This is a genomic window from Bradyrhizobium sp. STM 3561 (assembly GCF_045571455.1).
Taxonomy (GTDB): Bacteria; Pseudomonadota; Alphaproteobacteria; order Rhizobiales; family Xanthobacteraceae; genus Bradyrhizobium; species Bradyrhizobium vignae.
This window is the reverse complement of the sequence record NZ_CP120695.1, coordinates 139,298-158,548: the sequence shown is the minus strand read 5'-3', so window position 1 is coordinate 158,548 and position 19,251 is coordinate 139,298. Positions and strand designations below refer to the sequence as shown.

Sequence of the window (19,251 nt, the reverse complement as noted above, 5' to 3'; positions counted from 1 at the left end):
CGGAGTTTTCGTCGCGGTTTAGGTGATCTGCACGATAACTGATCGAGCTCAGCGCATGAGCTCCGCCCATCTCTAGATTTTCAAGCCTAGTCCGTTCGCTCGGCGTTCGATGTCCGCACACCGTTGCATTAGCGTCTCAAAGGTCTCTGGCTCATCCAGCAAGAGGCCGTCGTCGACCATGTGTTGATAGTCCTGTTCCAAAACGGCTCGCGCTTCGCCTTGAGGGACGAGCTTCAATGCACCATTGACTACCTTGTGATAGTCAATCGTCGTACCGGCACGGTCCTTTTCAGAGAAGAACCATGTTTTATGCCCTGCCACCGTGTTAGCCAGTTCTCGGTCTTTTAATGCGGCGTCCGCGATCCCCGCGTCATCCAGCCTCACGAGATCGTACCAGTGGCGAGCAAAACGCTCGCCTCGCAGCTTGCCCTGGACACAAAAAACATGGATGGCGGTCGCCTTCTCCCAGAAGGTGCGCTCCGCTTTCATGGTTTTCGGCCGGGCAGTGGGAAACTCGAGAGTTTCAAGATACTGGGCGGCGTCGCAAACCACGTCGTGAAGCTCGCTCGGCTCGCCGGTGGATCTTGCGCCGAATTCAAGCATGACGGCGGGGCTCACATAGCCATTGCCTGTCTCCAAGGGAGCGTATCGGACGAAGATTTTGTCATCAGCGGCTTCCGCCTTTGCACTCAGCTTGTCGTTTTCCAGACACTGATTGATAACGGGAAGCGCCTTTTCTTTCACCCAAACTGGAAGTCGCTCTCGGACCTGGTCGCTCCATTTTTTGCCCTGGCTTCGGGTCTGAGGGACGGGATTGCTCTCGCTTGTTTTCACGAGATCAGGGGCTATCGCCCGAATATCGTAGGTAAGGTCGACGTCCTCTGAGAAGCGGCGGATTGCGCCGTACGCCTTGGAAAGAGACGTTCCGCCCTTGAAAACGAGGTGCTCTCCCAGTGGAGAGGAAAAGAGTGCGTTCAAGCACCAAACAACCCAGACATCTTTCTCAAGGAGATGTGCCGGACGTCCTGAATTGGAAGCAGCAACGCCGAGCGCCTCTCGGCGCTCGGCGTCAGACAGATTTAGGAACCTGTCAGACATGTAGTTCGCTTACCGGCCTGGCAAGCCAAGTCGGCAATGAAGACGCCGCGGACTTAAGTTCCCTCACTTCGGTTGGTGTCAGTTTCTGACTGACCGACCGCAATGCTCGTTCTGCCGTCTTGGGACCAACCCAGGCAAGCGCACGCACCACCTCACCAGCACGACGGTTCGCCAGCGTAAGCTGCCAAAGCGGCGCATGCTTGAGCTGGACAACTTGCTTGCCAAGGTGGAGCTCGCGAGAAGGACCAGAGGTCAGGTAAACCTGACGGACAGGTACCTGCGTTGTCAAACCAAGATGGTTGGCCGCCGCCGCGCCGCTGGAAACAATGGTCTCACCGCTGCGAGCCTTGGTTTCCTCAACGACTTTTTCGACCGACGGAGCTCTAACCCCGAAACGGCTTTCGACCGGACGCAGATACACCCCTCGCCTCGCGCGCAGGAGCTTTCCTCGCTCGGCAAGACGCGAAAGGGCCTGATCGACAGCAGCACGCTTTCCAAGGTGCAAAAGCGCCTTGGCAGCAATCGGCGCGCCTTCGGGCAGTTCTTTGGTGACTTCCAAAATCCGGGTGCTAAGGGCGGTCATTGCTCTCACTCCAGTGTCAGAAACATAGGAGGACTTCTGACACCCTACAAGAGCTAGATTTCAAAAAGGTTTCGTTGCCAAATCAAGCATTTACGCGATTGCGGCCGATTCGAACCTTTTTTGGAGACAAAAAGGTGGTTCCTGCCCTCCCCGTCCAACGTGCTGGGCTGGATCCGTATTCAGACGGCCTGGTTAGCGGCGGAGCAACCGCAATCGCTTCCCATATGATATGAACTACCGACCTTCAACGAGGGTTGCCCGCCTCCCACCCACGAAGATCTCCAGATCCCGGGAAAACAGGCAGACGAGATCGACACCGCGGCTCAGCGACAATGAAATTGCGCTGTTGTAAGCCGCACCCCTGTTTGCCTCTGCCGCACCAGATGCTGTTGTCGCGACAATGCGGTAAGACCAGCCCGCGCACTTATAGGAGCTGGACTTCCTCGATCGGCCGAACGCAACCGCTCCATCGTGGGCGCTCTCGTTATCCGCCATTGCTTGCCGAACCCGGCTGCCAAAGTCCTCGCCAAAGACAAAGCCTCCACTCAGCATCGGAACGCGAAGCATCGAAACACAATCCGGCGGCTCTTCGCTTCCGGTGAAGAACACGACCAGCAAAGGGTAGCGAGGAAGGCCTTCAGAATGTACTTTCCGAAGCAGCGCTTCGATATCCATTTCCTCAGACATTTGCTTCGGACATGCCTTCAGGCTTTTCGATCTCAGTTATCATCATCGTTGCGGCAGCGGTCTGGGCAATTTCACTCCTGTACTTCGGAGTAGACCTATCCTGGGACTACGCCAAGCCATTTTCGGTCACGGTCGCGGTCGTCACCGGCCTCTTGACGGCCTTCGACCGGGTATTGTGGCGGCACTGGCCGTTCCGGCTTTTTCACAAGACACCCGACCTCTCCGGCGAGTGGGGCGCTGAATTATTGTCCTCCTACGCCGAACAGAGTGGCCGAGAGAACAAGACGATCACCGGCACCGCCACGATTACGCAAACCTACACATCGTTATCGGTTCGATTGGTGACAGGCGAAGAGCCCAACACAAATAGATCCTTTCAGCTTGCTGGACGGCTGATCCGTCACAATGACGGTGTCTATGAAGTGATTGGCGTTTACCAGAGCGACCCCGACATTCTCGCCCGCGGCACGCAGACCGAAATCCACTATGGCGCATTCCGCTACCGCGTCATCGGTACGCCGCCGAAGAAGATGAGCGGTCATTACTGGACCGATCGCAATACCAAGGGATCGATCCAGCTCAAGAAACGCCTATGAGAACTTGGTCTTCCAGGTACCGACTTTAGAGCGTTCGCCGTTCAATCTAAGCCGAGGTCACGCCGGGAAAGTCGGGCGAATCGGGCTTGTGAGTCAGAAATTTTTGAAGTGCAGGATCAGCAGACACCTTCTGGAAGCTACCTTCCGCCAAGCCAAGCAACGTGCCTTGAGCGTTCGCGTCAGCAACATCCAGGGCCAAATCTGCCTGCTGCTCTTCCGATTGGGTGGCATCGATTCGCAGATAGCGTTCGCCCAGTTGGTGGCGCAGCATGTAATCGACGAGCTGCTGCTGTGAGGAAACGATCGTTCTCAATAGCCGGCCTCGCATCATCCATTTCGCGCTGCCGAGATCGCGACCGAGGGATCGCTTGAGGGAAAATCCGGTCGAAGTGGTGCCGATGCTGAGGATCGAGATCTGACACACATCTTGATTCAGAAAGTGCGTTGCCTCGTGCAGGGCACATTGGTCAGGGGCATTGGCGACGAGACCGCCGTCGGCATAGTGCGCAGCGCCAACCTCCGCCAGTGGGAAGTAGGTCGGCGCGGCGCTGGTCGCCATGACCACGTCGACCAATCGCCGCTTGGGATCGAGCGTGAAATCCGGATGATGACCCGTCTTGAACATCTGGACACTCCCCTTCGTCATGTTGACCGCGGGGATGATCAAGCGGTGCTTGCAGGCAGCCAGCATCGTTTGGTCGCCAATAATTTCGGAAACAACGCTCCGCAAGGCTTCGCCATCGTATTTCGGACCAAGCACTGACCGCCCCGCGTCGATCCAGCCGAACTTCGGCCGCGGCCGGCCCGAAAAGATGTCCCGACCCCGTTCGATGAAGAGGTCTCGCATCCGGGCAGCCGGCACATCCAGCGAAACGCCCGCTGCGAGGATCCCACCGACGGAAGTGCCAGCGATCAAATCAAAACAGCTTCCAATGGGTCTGCCAGCCCTTTCCTCCAGGCGGGCAAGGATCTCGGCAGCGTACAGCCCGAGGTACCCGCCCCCGCTGAGCGCAAGTATCTGAAACGGCTTCTTTTTTGTGGATTCTGTTGTCAATTCGTTCTCCAAAGCCCCCCAAAAGCGCTATTCTATAATGTAGCCATCGATTCGTGCCGCTGGATGCAAGCCGTCCCCGACGCCCGGATCGCCGAACCGTCGGTGGCGAGCGACCTGTAACCAGAAAGGTACCACTGTGGCAAACGTCGATAAGCTGCTTCACGGCGCCCAAGGGGGCGTCGATCTTCTTGCCAAGCTCGAGCTGCTAGCTGACGAACAGGACAAGCTACAAAACGCCAAGCGAAAGATCCGCGACCATCTCAGGACGGTGATCGCGAGCGAGACGAAACGGCAGTTCGGAAGACAGATCACGCCGCGCTTCTTCACGCAGGGCAGCGAGGCGTACAAACTGCTCAATCGGCGCGCATGGATGCCGCCGCAGCAGATTGACGTTGACGACGGCCTCTATCTGCCGATGACATTCGTCAAGGGCAACGGCCCCGCCGAAGCGGCGAAACTCTACTTCGACATTATCGACGCCGCCCTGAAGGTACTGATCAAGCGCGAGAAGTGGAAGGGCTTCGAGGAGAAGGACACCTGCGCGCGGGTCATCATCGACGATTGCCTCCACGTTGACGTCCCCTTGTATGCCATTCCCGACGACCAGTTTGGCAGGCTGACTAAGGCTGCGATGGACCGGGCTATTGCCGATTCCGAAGACAACATCGACTTTATGGGTTCGCGGAAGATGCGGATCGACCGCTGGGATCAGGTCGATTCCGACAAGGTTCTGCTCGCGCACCGCAAGGACAACTGGAAGCAGTCCGACCCGCGAAAGATTCATGACTGGTTTCTCAATGCCGTCGATTTCTATGGCGAACTCTTGCGGCGCGAATGCCGCTACCTGAAGGCCTGGCGGGATTATCACAAACTTGAACATATCTCGTCGATCATACTGATGGTCTGCGCCTTCTACGCATTCGAGGACGTTGGCCATCTGAGTCTCCCGCGCCGCGATGATCTCGCGCTCCTCGAGGTGACTTCGCGCCTGGCCGATATGTTCGCCGGTGAGATTCTCAATCCGGCCGACACCGCTGAAGTTCTCGGGTCATCCTGGACCCGCGAGCAACGTCAGCAGGCCATCAAGGCTGCCAACGCGATGCACGAGCAGCTCGATGACGCGATCAACCATTGCTACCTGCCAGAGGTCGCCGTGGACCATCTGAAAGCCATCTTTGGCGAGCGAATTCCCAATCGTCCCGATCTTGTCAAAGCTCACGCCGCTGCGGCTGCGGCTGTTGTAGCTGCACCGGCCATCATCTCGCCGGCGCCGTCTGTGGGACGGTCGACCAGTGGATGAGCAGGAGGTCCTCCGAACCATCGATGCGGCACTAAGACAGGAAGGCTTCAAGAAGGATTGGAGCCAGAGCGCGCATTCATACTACGTCGGCCGGATCGAACGGCATGGTCTGGAGGCCGAGGTGTCGATCGAGGTGCCTGACCTTGATTTCGTCGATCCGCCGGTCATCAAACTGCTCTCGCGCGGCAAAGCGGAAGGTAAGCGAACGCCACATTTGCTCGGGCCGGACGACATGGTCTGCTATGTCGCAAAAAGCGCCATGGTGTTGGATCGGTACGATCCCGGCGGGACCGTTCTGCAATGTCTAAAGCTTGCGGAGAAGGTTCTGGGCGACGGGCTTCGTGGCCGCTCCGATCTCGACTATGTCGACGAATTCAGCCAGTACTGGGCCGCCGGGCCTTCAATCCTGGTGGATCTGCCAGAGGGTTTTCGAGGCGACGGTGAGATATTCTATGTCGGGCTGTCGCGGACGGCTAAAGACAAGCTGGTGCTGGCACCGAAGGATGGCCTCGCCCCTTCCCTCAAGGCACTACATGCGGCTAACCGCGGCACTAAGGCCACTCCGGAAACAGCCCCCTGCCGGATCGTGCGCGTGGACCGCGATCTTGGCGCAGATCGAGGCGGAGCCCTGCCCCGCAATCTTCGAGGCCTTGCCGCATTCCTCGACAGGATTGGCGTAGCACACGAATTGAAGCTCGCGCTGGAGCTGGGCACCGGTCTGACGCGTTGGATCGCGATCTGCGCACCAAATGCCATCTGTCTCGCCGAGATCCAGATCCCCAAACGATTTGATCGCCCCGAATTCATGAAATCCCGGAAGTCGGCCCTGCCCAAGCTCCTGCTCGACCGCACCGAGGATGTGGCGGTCGAACGCCATCTGGGTTCTCCAATCGATGAACGCTTCCTCTACCAGCGCAATCTTGGGATTGTGCCGAGCCTCGCCGGAAAGAACATTGTTCTGATCGGTTGCGGGACCATCGGCGGCTTTCTCGCCTACAATCTCGCGCAAAGCGGCGCCGGGTCGCTAGGAGGATGCCTCACGCTGATTGACTCCGACAGATTATCGCCGGCCAATCTAGGGCGGCATATTCTCGGAATCTCATTTCTCGGCCAGAACAAGGCGGGCGGTTGTGCCGAGTACATTCGCGAACAGCTTCCGCACCTTGCGGTCGACAGCCGTCCTGTGGACGCGACAGCAATCCTGAAGTCATTGTCGGGTGACCTGGTCATCGACGCAACGGGTGAGGAACCGTTCTCCATCGCCTTGAACCATCATGCCGTGTCGCAGCGACCGAACTATCCGCCAGTTCTTCACGCCTGGATCGTCGGCAACGGCGGTGCGGCTCAGGTTTTGCTCTGCGACGGACCGGAGCACGGGTGCTTCAAATGCCGTAAGCCCAAGCTTGCTGGCGAGCCGCGCTACCGGGTCATGCGTCCAGACTCCGATAACGAGCTGCGACGCAATCCGGCCTGCGGAGACGGGCTCTATGCACCGTTCCCAGTCTCGGCATCGATGTCGGCGGCGGCCTTGGCGCTCGACCTCGTTCTCGCATGGAATAGCGGCGATCCAAGGCATCGCTACCGAACGCGTGTGCTCGATCCCGACCGCAGCTTCCAGATCAAAGATATGAACCTCACACCCGCTCCAGAGTGCCCCGCTTGCCAAACACGGGCTCAATGATCTTCCGCGCTGGCATGCGGCTCGTCGTCGTCCACAACCAGGTGATGATGAGGATAGAACGCTACTTACGCGTTCCCGAGAATGCGACAGAGGCTGGAGGGATTCTGATCGGCTGCTACAGAGGTCCCCACATCGAAATCACCGAATGTTCGGAGCCTCTGCGGCGCGACCGCCGTGCACAACTTCGGTTTGATCGAGACGATCCCGGGCATCAGGGTCTCGCCAAGAGGCGATGGACCGAGAGCGGGCGCACTCATACGTTCGTTGGTGAGTGGCATACGCATCCCGGATTTTCGTCGACGCCATCCGGGATCGATCTCAAGACGTGGCGAGAGGTCACGCGGAACAACCTCGCCGGGAGCTCGGTCTTCCTCATCAGAGGCGGCGATGGCTGGTGGGCGGGCCTTGGCGCCGGAAGAATATTGACAAGGATGTCGATCGTTCCGCCCGACGACGAATGACCGCCACTGCAGTCTTGATTGTTGATCGGCTCAAGGGGCCAACTCGACCATAAGGTCGTCCAGCACAGTCGCCAGGCCGGCCACGCCGCTCAGAGGCTGCACTCCGATAGCTTTCATTTTGGCACCGCGCGGTCGAAGTTTGCGAGGTTCGTTTGGCCGTTTAACCGTGACGGATAGACGATGCCGTCTGGCCCGGACGGATGTTCGTGCCAGGCGAGCGACCAATGTCGCGCCAGCGTTTGCCTTGAGGCCCGCGCAACATGTGTCGGAACTCCCATACGGACAGCACCGTCGCCACGCAAGTCAACCATATTCAAGGAAGAAGCAATCTCGATCGTGACGTAGTGTCTGTCTTGAAACTCATTGGCGACGCGACTCCTCGAGGGCCAGGCCACGCGAGGGCCTGACGCCATCTGCGGGACGCCCAGACCAGAATGCGCAGCGCAGGTCGGTTTCGTCAAAAACCCCGTACTGCCGGTAGTTCTCTATGACGGTGAGATCAATCTCGCGACTTTATGAGCCGAGCAACGAGTGGCAGGACCGCACCGAGGGCGATCAAGCTGAAGATCGGCCGCAACGTTATCGCGTTCGCGCATTGCAACGCGACGATGCCGGTGAGGATGAGTACTGCAAGAAGCGCCTCATAGGCCCCGAGCGCGCTCGCCATTTCACTGATGCGCTCTAAGATACCCTTGACCAGCTGAGCCAATGGTCCGGTTGGGAAATGTTGCGCGGGGCCAGCGTGCGATGGAGGGCTCGATGGGGGCAAGCCCGGGCAACTGTCGGCGCCGTTTTGCACAAGGGCGCGAAGAACCTTTATCCACCTTCTTAGATTTCGTTTTTGCAGGCAGTCTTCAGCTACGGCGAGTGACCAGAGCTCTGCGTTGAGAGGAGTGCGCAGCGTCAACGGCGAATTCGGCGACTAAGCGCGTTAATCTTGCTTTAGTGGTCCACGCCGGCGTTGGACTGCCGGGTAGAGACCAAAAAAGCCCGATCCGCCCAGCCAGGATTGGCGCGCGGAGCGCCGCGTCACGCCGCCTTTGGGCTCGGTACGGTGGTTGTATGAAAATCGAGAGCGAGCAACAAAATCCGGCCCAAAAAACGGATGCAATATCCTGCTTTCATTGAGGAAATTGCTTTGGAGCCGGTGAAAGGAATCGACCCTCGTATTCAGCTTGGAAGGCGGCCGACGCGCGCCGGCCGCCTTCCCAATGATGTTAGCACCGAGCTGGCCAGCCGATCGAGGACGGCCGCCTCGAACCTCGCGAACTCTTCTGGAGCATATTTCCGCCCGTCGAAGCGACGACCTACCAATTGCGCTGGACGCGCAGCAGCATACTGAACGCGCTCTGGTTCTTGAGTTCATACACTGCAGCAGGTTTGGCGACTGCCGCGACCGCCGGCGCCGCGATAGTGCCAGAATATTTCTGATCAAGGAATGTGGCGAACAGATCCGCGGAGAACGTCAGGTTTCTGACCGGCGTCCAGCGCGTAACCGTGCCAACCGCAGCAATATTGAAGTCGGGGTTGCAAACACCTGTCAACCCGAGTGCCGCCATGCCAGCGCTGCCGCAAATCTGAGTCTTGGCCGCATCGGTGTAGCGAATAGCGGCCCACCCGCCGTAAACCGCAGTGTTCCAATAGGGATCCCAGTTATGAATGTAACCACCGTTGAAGCCGTACGTCGTGGTCAGCTGAAAAGCCGTGCTAGTTGCCGACGTCGAGCCGGAATAGATGGCATCAGCAACGCCAGCGAAACCGAGGCTCTGATACGCACCCGCCCCCGTACATCGCCCACGCGGTCGGGATGTTTTCCTGGATGCTAAAGCTGCTGGCACCCTTGGTGTAAGCCGCCTGCAAATTGATCGTGTCCCCCGGGCCGGTCGGAATATTCTTGATCGATAGCGCCAGCTGACCGGCCCAGCCCCACTTATCGTCGGCGTGTCCTGTGACTTCACTCCCACCATAGTACGCCGCATGGTTGTTGTGCGCCGCGGCCGATGCCTGGAAGAGACCCCAAGCCTGGTCGATCCGCATCATGCCGACAATATCGGGAGCCACGGTGCCGCCGTAACTCTGCGACCCGTAAGCACCCGTCACGATGCCGGCGGCCGTGGCATTCGCCGTATTCCAGATATTGGTCTGGTAATAGGCCGTTGGATCCTGCGCAGAAACCGTCGCCGTAATCCCCTGGCCGAAGTCAGCAGTATAGCTGAACTGGTTGACACCCGAGGCATCGCCACCGCCGCCCGGCAGACCATCGAAGAAGTTGTTGGCCGGATAGTTGGTCCAAGGAGCGCTGAACTGGGAGACCGCCTTTCCCATCGTAAAGCCCGCGAATTGGATGAAGGCATACCAGATGCTAAGCGTTCCGAGCCCGACCCCATCGCCGGAATACGCTATTGCGCCCGATCCGGCCGCACTCGTCGAACCCGTCTTCCAGGTAAAGTTTCCCTCGAAGAAGGTGCGGACCACGCCATATTCGCTTGCTGTACGCGTGTCGATGTTGAGGTCTGCGCGAGACCGAGCGGTGTAGGCATTGCTCAGGCGGTTGTGCGCAGCACCGACACCGGAAACCGGATTCAGAACAAAACTATTGCTGCCCAGCATCACGTCGGCGCGAACGAAACCACCCAGCTTGATGCAGGTGTCCGTGCCCGGGATGTAATAGAATCCGGCACCATAGGTGGAGCACACCTTCACGTACTCGATCGCTTTGGCTTTGACGGGAAAATCGGCCGCCTGCGCCCCGCCCGACGCGATCACGCCTGCCGCTGATGCCAGCACGACCTTCTTAACAATCGTGTTCGAATAGAGTCGGGGCTCTTCAGCGCTCGCCTCAATCACGACAGAGGGTGGCTTGCTCTCGGCCACTCTAGTCAACAGGCCCGACGCCCCTCGCGACGGCGATGCAACGACCGGAAAGATATTATCGAATAGAGGGTTGGCCCATCCGATCTTAGTCCGAAGATGTCTTTCAGCACTGAAGTTCTCCGCTCAAAAGTACGCAAACATAGACCCCTATGTTTCTCACGTAGGAAAATACAAACCCGTCGATATCGGTGTTCGCCCCTGGCGCGCGCAAGGCTAAGCCAATGAGAAGCGGGCGCTCCACACAAGGCCGCTCGTTCTCAGCGTGACTGGGCACAGTCAGCAACTCGCTGCGCGCAGAACGTCCTCTGCAGGCTACGGAATGCTCGCGTTCCCTCAGCTCAGTACGCCGCACATACACGGCTAAGAAACGAGGTGCGCGCGCGCATGAACTGACCGTGCGGCGTGTACGAGGTACGCTCGCACGACCCTTTATCGGCGCGCTCGCAATTCGATGAGGACTAACAATGCCGGCCGTCGGCTTACCTTGCGCAAAGTCGCAACGATGTAAGCCAATGCAGTGAGTTGAAAATGCCATGTCTTTGTCCCCACGACCGCGCTCGTTTCGCCGACGCACTAACGTCGGGACGCAATGGTTAGGTGACAGGCATCAACTAATGCGATGGACGCCCCTGAATTAGAGATAACTCTGTTCGGAGGATCTGGGGCTTCTCAAGCGAGGCGGCGTCGCCATTTGCCCAATCAAGATGCGCGACAATCCAGCCGCCAACCGCAGGCTCCGCTCACCTGTATCAAGAACAAAGTTACTGTAATAGTTGGGTTTTATACCGTGTTTTAAGGCCCTAACAAATGGCTGTTTTAGCGCATGAGAGCTCGTGCGCTGGTAGGCTGGAATGTGCGCCGGATCCGCGTGGATCGCGGGATTCCGCAAGAGCAACTCGCTTACGATGCAGGCATCGACAACTCCTATATGAGCGGTCTGGAGCTGGGAAAAGCGAACCCGACGATTGATCTTCTAGAGCGTATCGCCGATACGTTAGGTGTTCCCCTGTCTGACTTGGTTGTTCAGCCAGACCAGGGGGCGATAGTTCCGAAAACCTTGCCCAAAGGCCGCAAGCCGAAGCGCCCACGCGATACCAAATAGACTCCTCACGTAGAATCACTTTGTGGCACAGAAGTCTGCAACGGAACGCGATGCCTACTTGAGCGTGGTGCAAGTTGCCGAGCCATAAGCTAACCAAGCAACCAGATAGAACGTTCACGCGGAACAAACGCTCCGAGGCCTCGGGCGCTCTCAAGAATGCCCCTCAGCAATTTGGTCTTAGGCAGTGTAATTCCACGGGTGTGAGGCCGTTCGACGCAGCAAGATGGTCCTAGGCCAACATCACCAGGCCAATTGAGGCGAGGATTCACTAGCAGCCGGGGCAAGCCGCGCGCTCAAGAAGACGAGCTGCCCGATCCCCTCGGGTGGGCATTGGAAGCTCTAGATTATATTTGCCGATGCGTTGCTATCAGATGCTTCGCAGCAAATCCGCATCACGTGAATTCGATCTAGCTTCCGGCGCGGCGGGCTGGTCCCGATCCCATACTTTACGTGGTCGCACGTTTCTAACAGACCAGATTACAGAACGCTGACTGTCGTCTTGAGCCACGACTGCTACAAATTCTTCTGTGACGCCGCATGGGAGCTCGCGCGGATCAGCGTGCTGCGCCGCGGCAGCGTCGCTCGGCGAAACATCGAGACGGCGAACGACTTCGGCACCACTGGTCGATCACGAAGTTTGGTTCCGCACGGCTCGCGAGGGCGTCGTCCCGTCCATTTCTGGAACGAGCCGCATGTCCAAAGTTCCTCGTAGCCTTTGTGCCGAACTTCGGCCCTGGGTTCGGGCAACCCGCGGTGGAGGCGGTTCGTATCTACAGGCCGCAAAGTAGCCTGCGGCCTGTTCGGTGGCTATCGCCGCAGCGGAATCTATCTGCGACGGCGATCGCCCAAAGCGGCGACGAAGCAAAGATGCTGAAGAGGTAGCAATCCGTCGGCGGCCGCACGCGTTCTAGACGTCCGATAACTTCGAGCTTGTTAGTGTTTCGGCCAAGGATTCCTCGAATATCTCAAGACCTTGACTTAGTGTATCAGAGTCAATCGTGAGCGCAGGAAATACTTTTAGAACCTGATCATCAGGTCCACATCGTTCGACAATCAATCCCTTGTCAAACGCTTTACGCGAGGTCACTTCGGCGATTTCGGCCATCTGGCAATCAAAGCCTAACGCCAGACCTCGCCCCCGAACGGCAAACCTGTTTCCGTGCTTGAATGAGATGGCCTCAAGTCGGCGCCGAACAAGGTCTGACAACCGTTGAACACCCTCCGAGAAAGTCCGACTGCGCCAATAGATATTGATAGCTGCGGTTGCAGATACAAGCGCAAGGTTATTACCTCGGAAGGTACTCGTGTGCTCTCCGGGCTCCCATGCATCGATCTCCTCTTTGATCAGCAACATTGACAATGGCAGACCGTACCCACTGAGCGATTTCGACATTACGACGATATCTGGCGACAACCCCGCGAACTCGAAGCTAAAGAATTCGCCCGTGCGACCACAGCCCATCTGGATATCGTCGACTATGAAAAGAGCACCAGCATCTTTTGCTATGGCTTGAACTGATTGCAGCCATTCCTTGCTTGCTGCGTTTATACCCCCTTCTCCCTGTATAGATTCAACGAGAACGGCCGCCGGAGCATCAATGCCGCTGTTACTGTCCAGCAGTACTTTCCGCATATACTCAGCCGTATCAATAGCCTGCCCAAAATAGCCGTCATAGGGCATGAAAGTTATGCCTGATAACGAGACTCCGCTGGCCGTGCGATGAAAACGACTACCGGTCGCAGCAACCGCTCCTAAGCTCAGACCGTGATATGCATGCGTGAATGAAACGATATTTTGGCGCCCCGTGACTTTGCGTGAGAGTTTTAAAGCTGCCTCAATTGCATTAGCACCTGTTGGTCCCGTGAATTGGAATCGGTATTTCAGGCCCCGCTCTTGAAGAATGATAGAGCTGAAAGTCTCCATAAACTCGAGCTTTGCAGGAGTGGCCATGTCAAGTCCATGGACCACAGCATCCGATGCCAGATACTCTGTAATGGCGGCTCTGATTTGGTGATTGTTGTGCCCGTAGTTCAAGGCTCCAGCACCAGAGAGGAAATCAATGACCTTATGGCCCCCCTCCGATAGCATAATGGAGCCGCGCGCACGACTGAACAAGGCTGGGAACGAACGCGAGTATAGGCGGACGTTCGATTCCAATGCTTCCAAGGTCTGCAAATGACGTGAATCGCCAATCGCTCCAGCCATAGTTATCTCCTTCGTAAATAAGCGGTTCAGGAAGTAGCGACAGCGTTCTTTCGAGAATGACGTGTTTCACTTACCTGCGGATCGACAGCAATGAACCTACTCTTGCTGGTAGTCCTCCATGCATCAGAGTTAGGCGCTTGAGACTCGGCATGCCGCGGGTGGTGGTGCGTCGCCCACTCGGTCGGACTTTGCGCGGCGATAAATCCCGGCCAGCAGGCGGCTCATCTGCCAAGGCCGAATGTCGCTAAGCTAGAGGGTAGGCTCGATCTTACAGTCCGAGGACACGCTGTTTGACTCCGCAAGTTCTCGTTCGGACAGCATCTTCGTGCCGATGATGCCCTCCCTCGCCAGCTCTGCTATCTCGCTCTCGGAGAGACCAAGAAGCTCCGAGAGGATCTCTCTGTTATGCTGCCCGAGTGTCGGGGCTGCTGTGCGGATAGAATGGGGCCCGCCCCCTTCGCGAATTGGCATCGAGGGCTGCGGATGCAGACCTATGAAAGCTCGTTCGACCTCCTGGAGGTATGCACGTGACCGAAGATGCGGATCTTTGAGCAGGTCAATTGGAAGCCGAGCAACGCCCGCAGCAACCTTCGCGCTCTGCAACTCCGACATAGCGGTATCCGCATCGCGGCTAAGCGTCCAACCTGCGATCTCCATCTCGATGGCGCTCTCAATCCCTCGGCGAGCTTCAGTAGATTTGAGCGAATCATCCTTCGCCCAGTCAGGCCGGCCAATGAGCAGCGCAAGCCTGTGCCACATCTCCGAGTCGGTCGCCGCCACCACGATCCAGCTGTCCTCACCCGCACATCGGAAGCAACCGTGCGGCACAAACTGCGGATGTCGATTACCGTATCTTATCGGCGGCGTGCCGCCGATCGACTGGACGGTCATCCATGGTGCCACGAACGGCATCATGCATTCGATCTGCGCGAGATCGATAAACTGCCCCTGTCCCGTGCTGTGCACGTGAAGCAGAGCCACCAGAACCGCAGCACAGCCGTTTAACCCGCCGATGGGGTCGCCAAACGCGGTGTGGCTCATCAGCGGTGGCCCATCGGGGCTCCCGATCACGCCCGGCAACCCCGATCCCTGCTCGAGAGTCGAACCGTAGGCCCGGCAATCGCGATGAACGCTGTTCGCACCAAAGGCTGACATCGACATCATAACGAGCCGCGGGTTGAGTGTTCTCAGCTCGTCATATCCAAGACCGAGCTTCGACAGCACATCAACTGAATAATTGTCAACGACGACATCAGCTCCGGCGATAAGCCGCTTTGCAAGGGCGTGGCCTTTCGGTCGTTTCAGGTCGAGTGTGATACCGCGTTTGTTGCGGTTCAGGATGCTAAAACGTGCTCTCCTTTCGTACATCTCAGCGTCAACGTAATCAGGTCTACGGTCAACGCCGCGGAACCAGTCCGGATACTGGATGGCCTCGATCTTGATGACGTCCGCGCCCAGATCAGCCAATGTGCGCGTACACAATGGCCCAGCCCAGCCCATAGAGAAGTCAATCACGCGCATCCCATGCAATGGCTGCCGATCGGCATCGATGGAGCCAGACGACTGTGCCCCAGAATTGGATAGGTGCCTTCGCGTATTCGACCGAACCTGCTGCTCGCCAGGAGCGGGAACTCTTCCGCCCCGGCGCGGCGGTGTTAGTGTCAGCCGCTGCATCGAACCGGCGGTCAAGCCCTGTTCATTGCTCATAAAGATAGGTACGATCGCGCCGCGTGCCTTCTTCTCAGAATCCTCGAGCAGATCAGCTATCTCAGGCAGCGGCACGATGGGGATTTTTCGTTTCAGCCCCTCCGCAAACCATTCTTGCGCTGTCCGCGTTTTCAGCTGCGGCGCAAACTGCAGGTCGATCTGATCCATGTGTTGCAGACGATCTTCTCCGGAGAGGAGCGCCGGGTCATTCGACAACTCGGACAAACCAAGCATATCGCAAAACGCGAGCCACTGAGCTGGGGTTTGCAGTGTGACGCCGAGCCACCCTTGTTTGGTGTCATAAATGCCGACCGGAAAGCTCGGCCAGAACCGATTGATGCCGAGCCGCTGCATAACGTCGCCTCGCACGAACGCCTCACACATGAGATATTCGGTCAGCACAAGACTCGATTCGAAGGTATTGAGCGACCATGAGCGCCCTGCTCCACCGCGCTGTTTGGCAAGCGTCGACGACGCAGCAGCGATGAACCCCCAAAGGCCGGCTACGATACCCGTCTGAAAATCCGGTGCCTGCAATGGCGGCCCCTCGAGAGGTCCAACTAGCTTGACAAGACCAGCGAGCGCGCGGACCGCCGAATCCGTTGCCGCGAAGCCGGCATAGGGGCCTTCTTGACCGAACCAGCTTACGCCGAGGTGGATCAACTCGGGGCGCCTCTTGCGGATCGCTGCGACATCAATCGATGGGCACTCCGCAGCATCAACATCACGGCCGTCCACGAGGACGTCGCAATCCTCGATCAGCTTCGTCAGCCGAGTGATCGCATCTGGGTCGTTAGCATCGATGATGATGCTCGACTTATTGAAATTCAAAAATGCGAACCACGCGCTCTGCCCGCCAGGTGTAAGTGGTGCGCTCCGTCGGAGACCATCGCCCACTGGCGGTTCGACTTTCTGAACATCGGCTCCGAAATCAGCAAATAGCCGGGCGCAATAGCTGGCTGCGGCGGAACTACCGATCTCGATGACCCGCATATGCGATAAAACTTCCATCGATGTCTCCATATTCCGTCTTTCGTATGCGCGCCGGAAAGTCACTTTCTGATCTATGCGAGCCTGAGGCCTCCCAGGTGAGGCAATTGGGCGGCTCTTGTCAGACGACCGCCATCTACGGCGCAGATTCGGCGGCATCGACGGCGTTGCTAATTCCTGAACGTCGAGTCCGGCGACAGTGCTTCGGTGTTGGCGTAAAGCTCCGCCAGGCTCTCTATCGCCGTTACCCTTTGGAACGGTTCGGAAAGAGCTGCGAGAACTTTCGAGAGGCACGCCTACGCGAGTATTTCGAGCACACGCGCTAACCGAGCCTAGCGATGCTCCGAAGGAGCCTGCCTGGAGGACGTGTAAAGACTCTCGGTCAGCTGGCGCGTTTCAGTTTTCCATTCTCGTGAACAAATCACTCTCACCAAGTCACCTATATTCGGCATCTGGAGCGACTCGTCCAATTGGAGATCCTAAACTCCTACGAACAAGTCGGCCTGGCCTTTCTTTAACGAACTAGACCACTCCGTGGCTCGCGCGTAGCTACCAAATGAAGTGGGGCAGATGATCTAACGAGTGCCATCGCGGCAGTGTCCGAACAGCAGGAAAGTCCAGAGAATTCAGTCGCGTCTCGCACACTTTTACAGATGATGGAGCGTCAACACACACAACTCGCCCCCAGATAGTCTCGATCACCGTGCCGCATCATAGAAAGACAAGTGAATATGGCCGCATGCCTCAAGACCGATATTAGCTCTGGTAAGGATCTCCGGGCTTGGCTCTCGTCTGCCTCAAGCAAGGAACATGGCACCGAGCCGTCGACATCGCCGGTTCGAGCGATATGGCAGAGATTTCTAGGCTAACTTCAAAAAATGGTCGGCCGATAACATGTGGAAGAGCAGGTTATCGCGATATTGAAGGAGCATGGCGCTGGGGTGAAGACGGCTGACCTAGCTCGCAAGCACAATGTTCCCGAAGCGACGATCTACTATTAGAAGGCACAATTCCGTGGCTCGTTTCCGCAGCAAAGCGTCTGAGCGAGGAGGAGAACGGAAGTTGATTATGGCCGAGCAGATGCTCCATGCGGCCGCACTTCGTGAGCTCCTATCAAAATAATGGTACTCCCGCCGCCAAAACGCACTGCGTCACGCACCTGTAGGCCATCATGAGCCTGTCGGAATTGCCGGGCAGCTTGGTCGTGGAGTGCGGACACGAAAATGATCCGCTATTGCTCCAGCCGTCTGCCGCCGGACTCATTTCTGCGTGGCCGATTGCGCGATCTCGCCAATGAGCGGCGGATTTCGACTACTTCCGTCCGTTCGTCCTGCTGCGGCAGGAGGCAGAGCCATCGGGGATCACCTGGATCTACCGGCTTTATCGCGCCGCAAGGCTATGGGAGCTCGAGCCCCGGTCCTGGTCGAGGCGAAGCCCAACGCGCCTTGGTCGCTGGACTTCGGCCATGATCGTTCGCCAACGGTGAGGCTTGCCCATCCTCAACATTGTCGACGACGTGTGGCCCGCGAAAGTGACGGCAGTCATCGCTCGGCGTGGCACACCGGGAATGATCGTATCCGACCATGGAACCGAGCTCACCTGCGGCGCCATGCTCACTTGGTGTAAGGATGCTGCCTCGACTGGCACTTCATCGCGCCCGGCACGCCTATGCAGAGCGGCTTCATCGAGAGCTTCGCGGTTGGTCGGATCCGAGGGATTTTGCAGCGCTTTAGATAACGGTCGGAAGCGTTCATGTATACGGCCTGTGAGTGCGACCGACGCCTGGCCTTGATGGAGATCGCGGATCGAGGCCTCATCATAGCACAAGCCGGCACGTTTTTCTGGCGGACCAACAGCCTCTTGCGAGATGAAGCATCAACAAGCCTGGTTTTGGACGCTCTTGAAACGAACGCATATTGGTCGGGTGACCGCCTCGGCAGATCGCGGCCGCGTCAGCGGCGTCATTCTTCCCTTCTCGCCGCATGTAAGGTTTTACATAGGCTGGCGGAATCAATCTAACCTCGTGTCCAAACCGCCGATCTCGCGGGACTAGTGGTGAGCCGTGGCGCAAGCCTCGATGCCGACCAGGCACGGCTCGAGCGAGGAGAAGAACGGCATAATCTCGCCTCACCGGAGGCGTCGGAGCTTGCTCACTTGGCCTTTGCTATCACCTGCATGGACGTGAAATACGTGCTTCGAAACGCAATTGACGCGACTTCCAAGCGCGCCACTTGGCGCAAAACATTCCGAAGGCTCTAACTGCGGCTGAATTAATACTCAGTGGTAGGTCACATGAGCCCAGCCTTCCGACTTCACCTTTCAGGCTGTTGAAGAACCCCGCCGCGTTCGCAACTGAAGGCTGTCTCGTCGCCAATCCGCGACCGCGGAACGGATCGTTCTCGTCGTGCCCTTCCCATGCGAACTCCGCGCACGCCGATGCGCACGTCCATGAAACCCTTGAGAGCCGAAGGCGATTTCTCCATCGGACTTGTCCTGGAAGGTGAGATGCGCCTCTTTGCCAAGACCGCTATCTCGACAATGCGCCAGCGCTCAGCAAAGGCTTGGCGAAGCGGGCACCTTGGCAATTGGCCGGTCTTGAGCAACCGCACCAGATCGGAGGCGGCGGCAGCGAAGCGAAAGGGCCCATTAGATACGATCACCGCCAGCGGCGGGTCTTCTCCTGCGCCGCGACCGTCTGATCCAGCCGAATGCCTCCTCGATCCGCTTGCGGGTGAGCTGGCTGACAGCATAGTCGCCGCGACCGGTAGTTCGCTCGTAGAGCTGCGACTGCTGGTGTTCTATGAAACATGCGACGCCGCATTCATCGAGTGCACCTCGTCGATCAAGTCTTCCACGTCGTTGGCTTTTTCGAGACCCAGCGTGATCGCTATCGGCCGAAAGCAGGATGCTCG

13 protein-coding genes and 2 pseudogenes are annotated in these 19,251 nt (G+C 57.9%); 6 read left to right on the top strand and 9 right to left on the bottom strand.

The annotated features are described in order from the left end of the window. Window positions 1–72 precede the first annotated feature (72 nt). The 3 genes from P6U28_RS00690 to P6U28_RS00680 form a co-directional block, all read right to left on the bottom strand. Entirely contained in the window at window positions 73–1,098 is a 1,026-nt protein-coding gene (locus tag P6U28_RS00690; protein WP_407121412.1) for a nucleotidyl transferase AbiEii/AbiGii toxin family protein, read from the bottom strand. Continuing rightward, window positions 1,091–1,681: a DUF6088 family protein gene (locus P6U28_RS00685; protein WP_081494606.1), complete on the bottom strand. Its 591-nt coding sequence runs from the start codon at window positions 1,679–1,681 to the stop codon at window positions 1,091–1,093. The genes P6U28_RS00690 and P6U28_RS00685 overlap by 8 nt, the downstream gene beginning before the upstream one ends. A gap of 234 nt (window positions 1,682–1,915) precedes the next feature. Further along, a complete protein-coding gene (locus P6U28_RS00680; RefSeq protein ID WP_407121411.1) occupies window positions 1,916–2,356 on the bottom strand; it encodes a hypothetical protein in 441 nt (146 codons plus the stop codon). A gap of 23 nt (window positions 2,357–2,379) precedes the next feature. Here P6U28_RS00680 and P6U28_RS00675 point away from each other — a divergent pair, with 23 nt between their 5' ends. Next, a complete protein-coding gene (locus P6U28_RS00675; RefSeq protein WP_407121409.1) occupies window positions 2,380–2,964 on the top strand; it encodes a hypothetical protein in 585 nt (194 codons plus the stop codon). Window positions 2,965–3,010: 46 nt separating this feature from the next. On the opposite strand, the gene P6U28_RS00670 is transcribed toward P6U28_RS00675, so the two are convergent. Beyond that, the gene (locus P6U28_RS00670; protein ID WP_407121407.1) at window positions 3,011–4,018 is read right to left on the bottom strand and encodes a CBASS cGAMP-activated phospholipase; all 1,008 of its coding nucleotides are present in this window, start codon (window positions 4,016–4,018) and stop codon (window positions 3,011–3,013) included. 136 nt (window positions 4,019–4,154) lie between these two features. On the opposite strand from P6U28_RS00670, the gene P6U28_RS00665 reads away from it, so the two are divergent. The 3 genes from P6U28_RS00665 to P6U28_RS00655 are packed head-to-tail and all read left to right on the top strand — an operon-like array spanning window position 4,155 to window position 7,460. Further along, a complete protein-coding gene (locus P6U28_RS00665) occupies window positions 4,155–5,318 on the top strand; it encodes a CBASS cGAMP synthase (RefSeq protein ID WP_407121405.1) in 1,164 nt (387 codons plus the stop codon). Continuing rightward, complete coding sequence (locus tag P6U28_RS00660) at window positions 5,311–6,999, top strand: ThiF family adenylyltransferase (protein WP_407121403.1); 1,689 nt, start codon at window positions 5,311–5,313, stop codon at window positions 6,997–6,999. Before P6U28_RS00665 ends, P6U28_RS00660 begins: the two co-directional genes overlap by 8 nt. After that, window positions 6,996–7,460 carry a Mov34/MPN/PAD-1 family protein gene (locus P6U28_RS00655; protein ID WP_407121401.1) on the top strand — a complete coding sequence of 155 codons (465 nt, stop codon included), beginning with the start codon at window positions 6,996–6,998 and terminating at the stop codon, window positions 7,458–7,460. The genes P6U28_RS00660 and P6U28_RS00655 overlap by 4 nt, the downstream gene beginning before the upstream one ends. 113 nt (window positions 7,461–7,573) lie before the next feature. Here P6U28_RS00655 and P6U28_RS00650 read toward each other — a convergent pair whose 3' ends face one another. From P6U28_RS00650 to P6U28_RS00640, 3 genes and pseudogenes are all read right to left on the bottom strand, one after another. Further along, window positions 7,574–7,771, bottom strand: a complete 198-nt coding sequence (locus P6U28_RS00650) for an RES domain-containing protein (RefSeq protein ID WP_407123178.1) — start codon at window positions 7,769–7,771, stop codon at window positions 7,574–7,576. Between the two features lie 188 nt (window positions 7,772–7,959). After that, window positions 7,960–8,169, bottom strand: coding sequence for a hypothetical protein (locus tag P6U28_RS00645; RefSeq protein ID WP_407121400.1), 210 nt, complete (start codon window positions 8,167–8,169; stop codon window positions 7,960–7,962). Window positions 8,170–8,767: 598 nt separating this feature from the next. Next, window positions 8,768–10,262: pseudogene (locus P6U28_RS00640) on the bottom strand (porin). An 895-nt stretch (window positions 10,263–11,157) separates the two neighbouring features. Here P6U28_RS00640 and P6U28_RS00635 point away from each other — a divergent pair. Continuing rightward, window positions 11,158–11,436 carry a helix-turn-helix domain-containing protein gene (locus P6U28_RS00635; RefSeq protein ID WP_407121398.1) on the top strand — a complete coding sequence of 93 codons (279 nt, stop codon included), beginning with the start codon at window positions 11,158–11,160 and terminating at the stop codon, window positions 11,434–11,436. Between the two features lie 907 nt (window positions 11,437–12,343). On the opposite strand, the gene ectB is transcribed toward P6U28_RS00635, so the two are convergent. Together ectB and P6U28_RS00625 are read right to left on the bottom strand one after the other, a co-directional pair. After that, window positions 12,344–13,642 carry a diaminobutyrate--2-oxoglutarate transaminase gene (gene ectB / locus P6U28_RS00630; RefSeq protein WP_407121396.1) on the bottom strand — a complete coding sequence of 433 codons (1,299 nt, stop codon included), beginning with the start codon at window positions 13,640–13,642 and terminating at the stop codon, window positions 12,344–12,346. 249 nt (window positions 13,643–13,891) lie between these two features. Further along, window positions 13,892–16,360 (bottom strand): CaiB/BaiF CoA transferase family protein, encoded by a 2,469-nt coding sequence (locus P6U28_RS00625; protein ID WP_407121394.1) that lies wholly within the window; start codon window positions 16,358–16,360, stop codon window positions 13,892–13,894. Window positions 16,361–17,235: 875 nt separating this feature from the next. Here P6U28_RS00625 and P6U28_RS00620 point away from each other — a divergent pair. Then, a pseudogene (locus P6U28_RS00620) lies at window positions 17,236–18,052 on the top strand (IS3 family transposase); the annotation flags it as partial. Window positions 18,053–19,251: the final 1,199 nt, after the last annotated feature.

Coding starts and splice junctions, on each gene's coding strand:
- P6U28_RS00690 (WP_407121412.1), bottom strand. CDS start 1,098: ATGTCTGACAGGTTCCTAAATCTGTCTGACGCCGAGCGCCGAGAGGCG.
- P6U28_RS00685 (WP_081494606.1), bottom strand. CDS start 1,681: ATGACCGCCCTTAGCACCCGGATTTTGGAAGTCACCAAAGAACTGCCC.
- P6U28_RS00680 (WP_407121411.1), bottom strand. CDS start 2,356: ATGGATATCGAAGCGCTGCTTCGGAAAGTACATTCTGAAGGCCTTCCT.
- P6U28_RS00675 (WP_407121409.1), top strand. CDS start 2,380: ATGCCTTCAGGCTTTTCGATCTCAGTTATCATCATCGTTGCGGCAGCG.
- P6U28_RS00655 (WP_407121401.1), top strand. CDS start 6,996: ATGATCTTCCGCGCTGGCATGCGGCTCGTCGTCGTCCACAACCAGGTG.
- P6U28_RS00650 (WP_407123178.1), bottom strand. CDS start 7,771: ATGGTTGACTTGCGTGGCGACGGTGCTGTCCGTATGGGAGTTCCGACA.
- P6U28_RS00635 (WP_407121398.1), top strand. CDS start 11,158: ATGAGAGCTCGTGCGCTGGTAGGCTGGAATGTGCGCCGGATCCGCGTG.
- ectB (WP_407121396.1), bottom strand. CDS start 13,642: ATGGCTGGAGCGATTGGCGATTCACGTCATTTGCAGACCTTGGAAGCA.
- P6U28_RS00625 (WP_407121394.1), bottom strand. CDS start 16,360: ATGGAAGTTTTATCGCATATGCGGGTCATCGAGATCGGTAGTTCCGCC.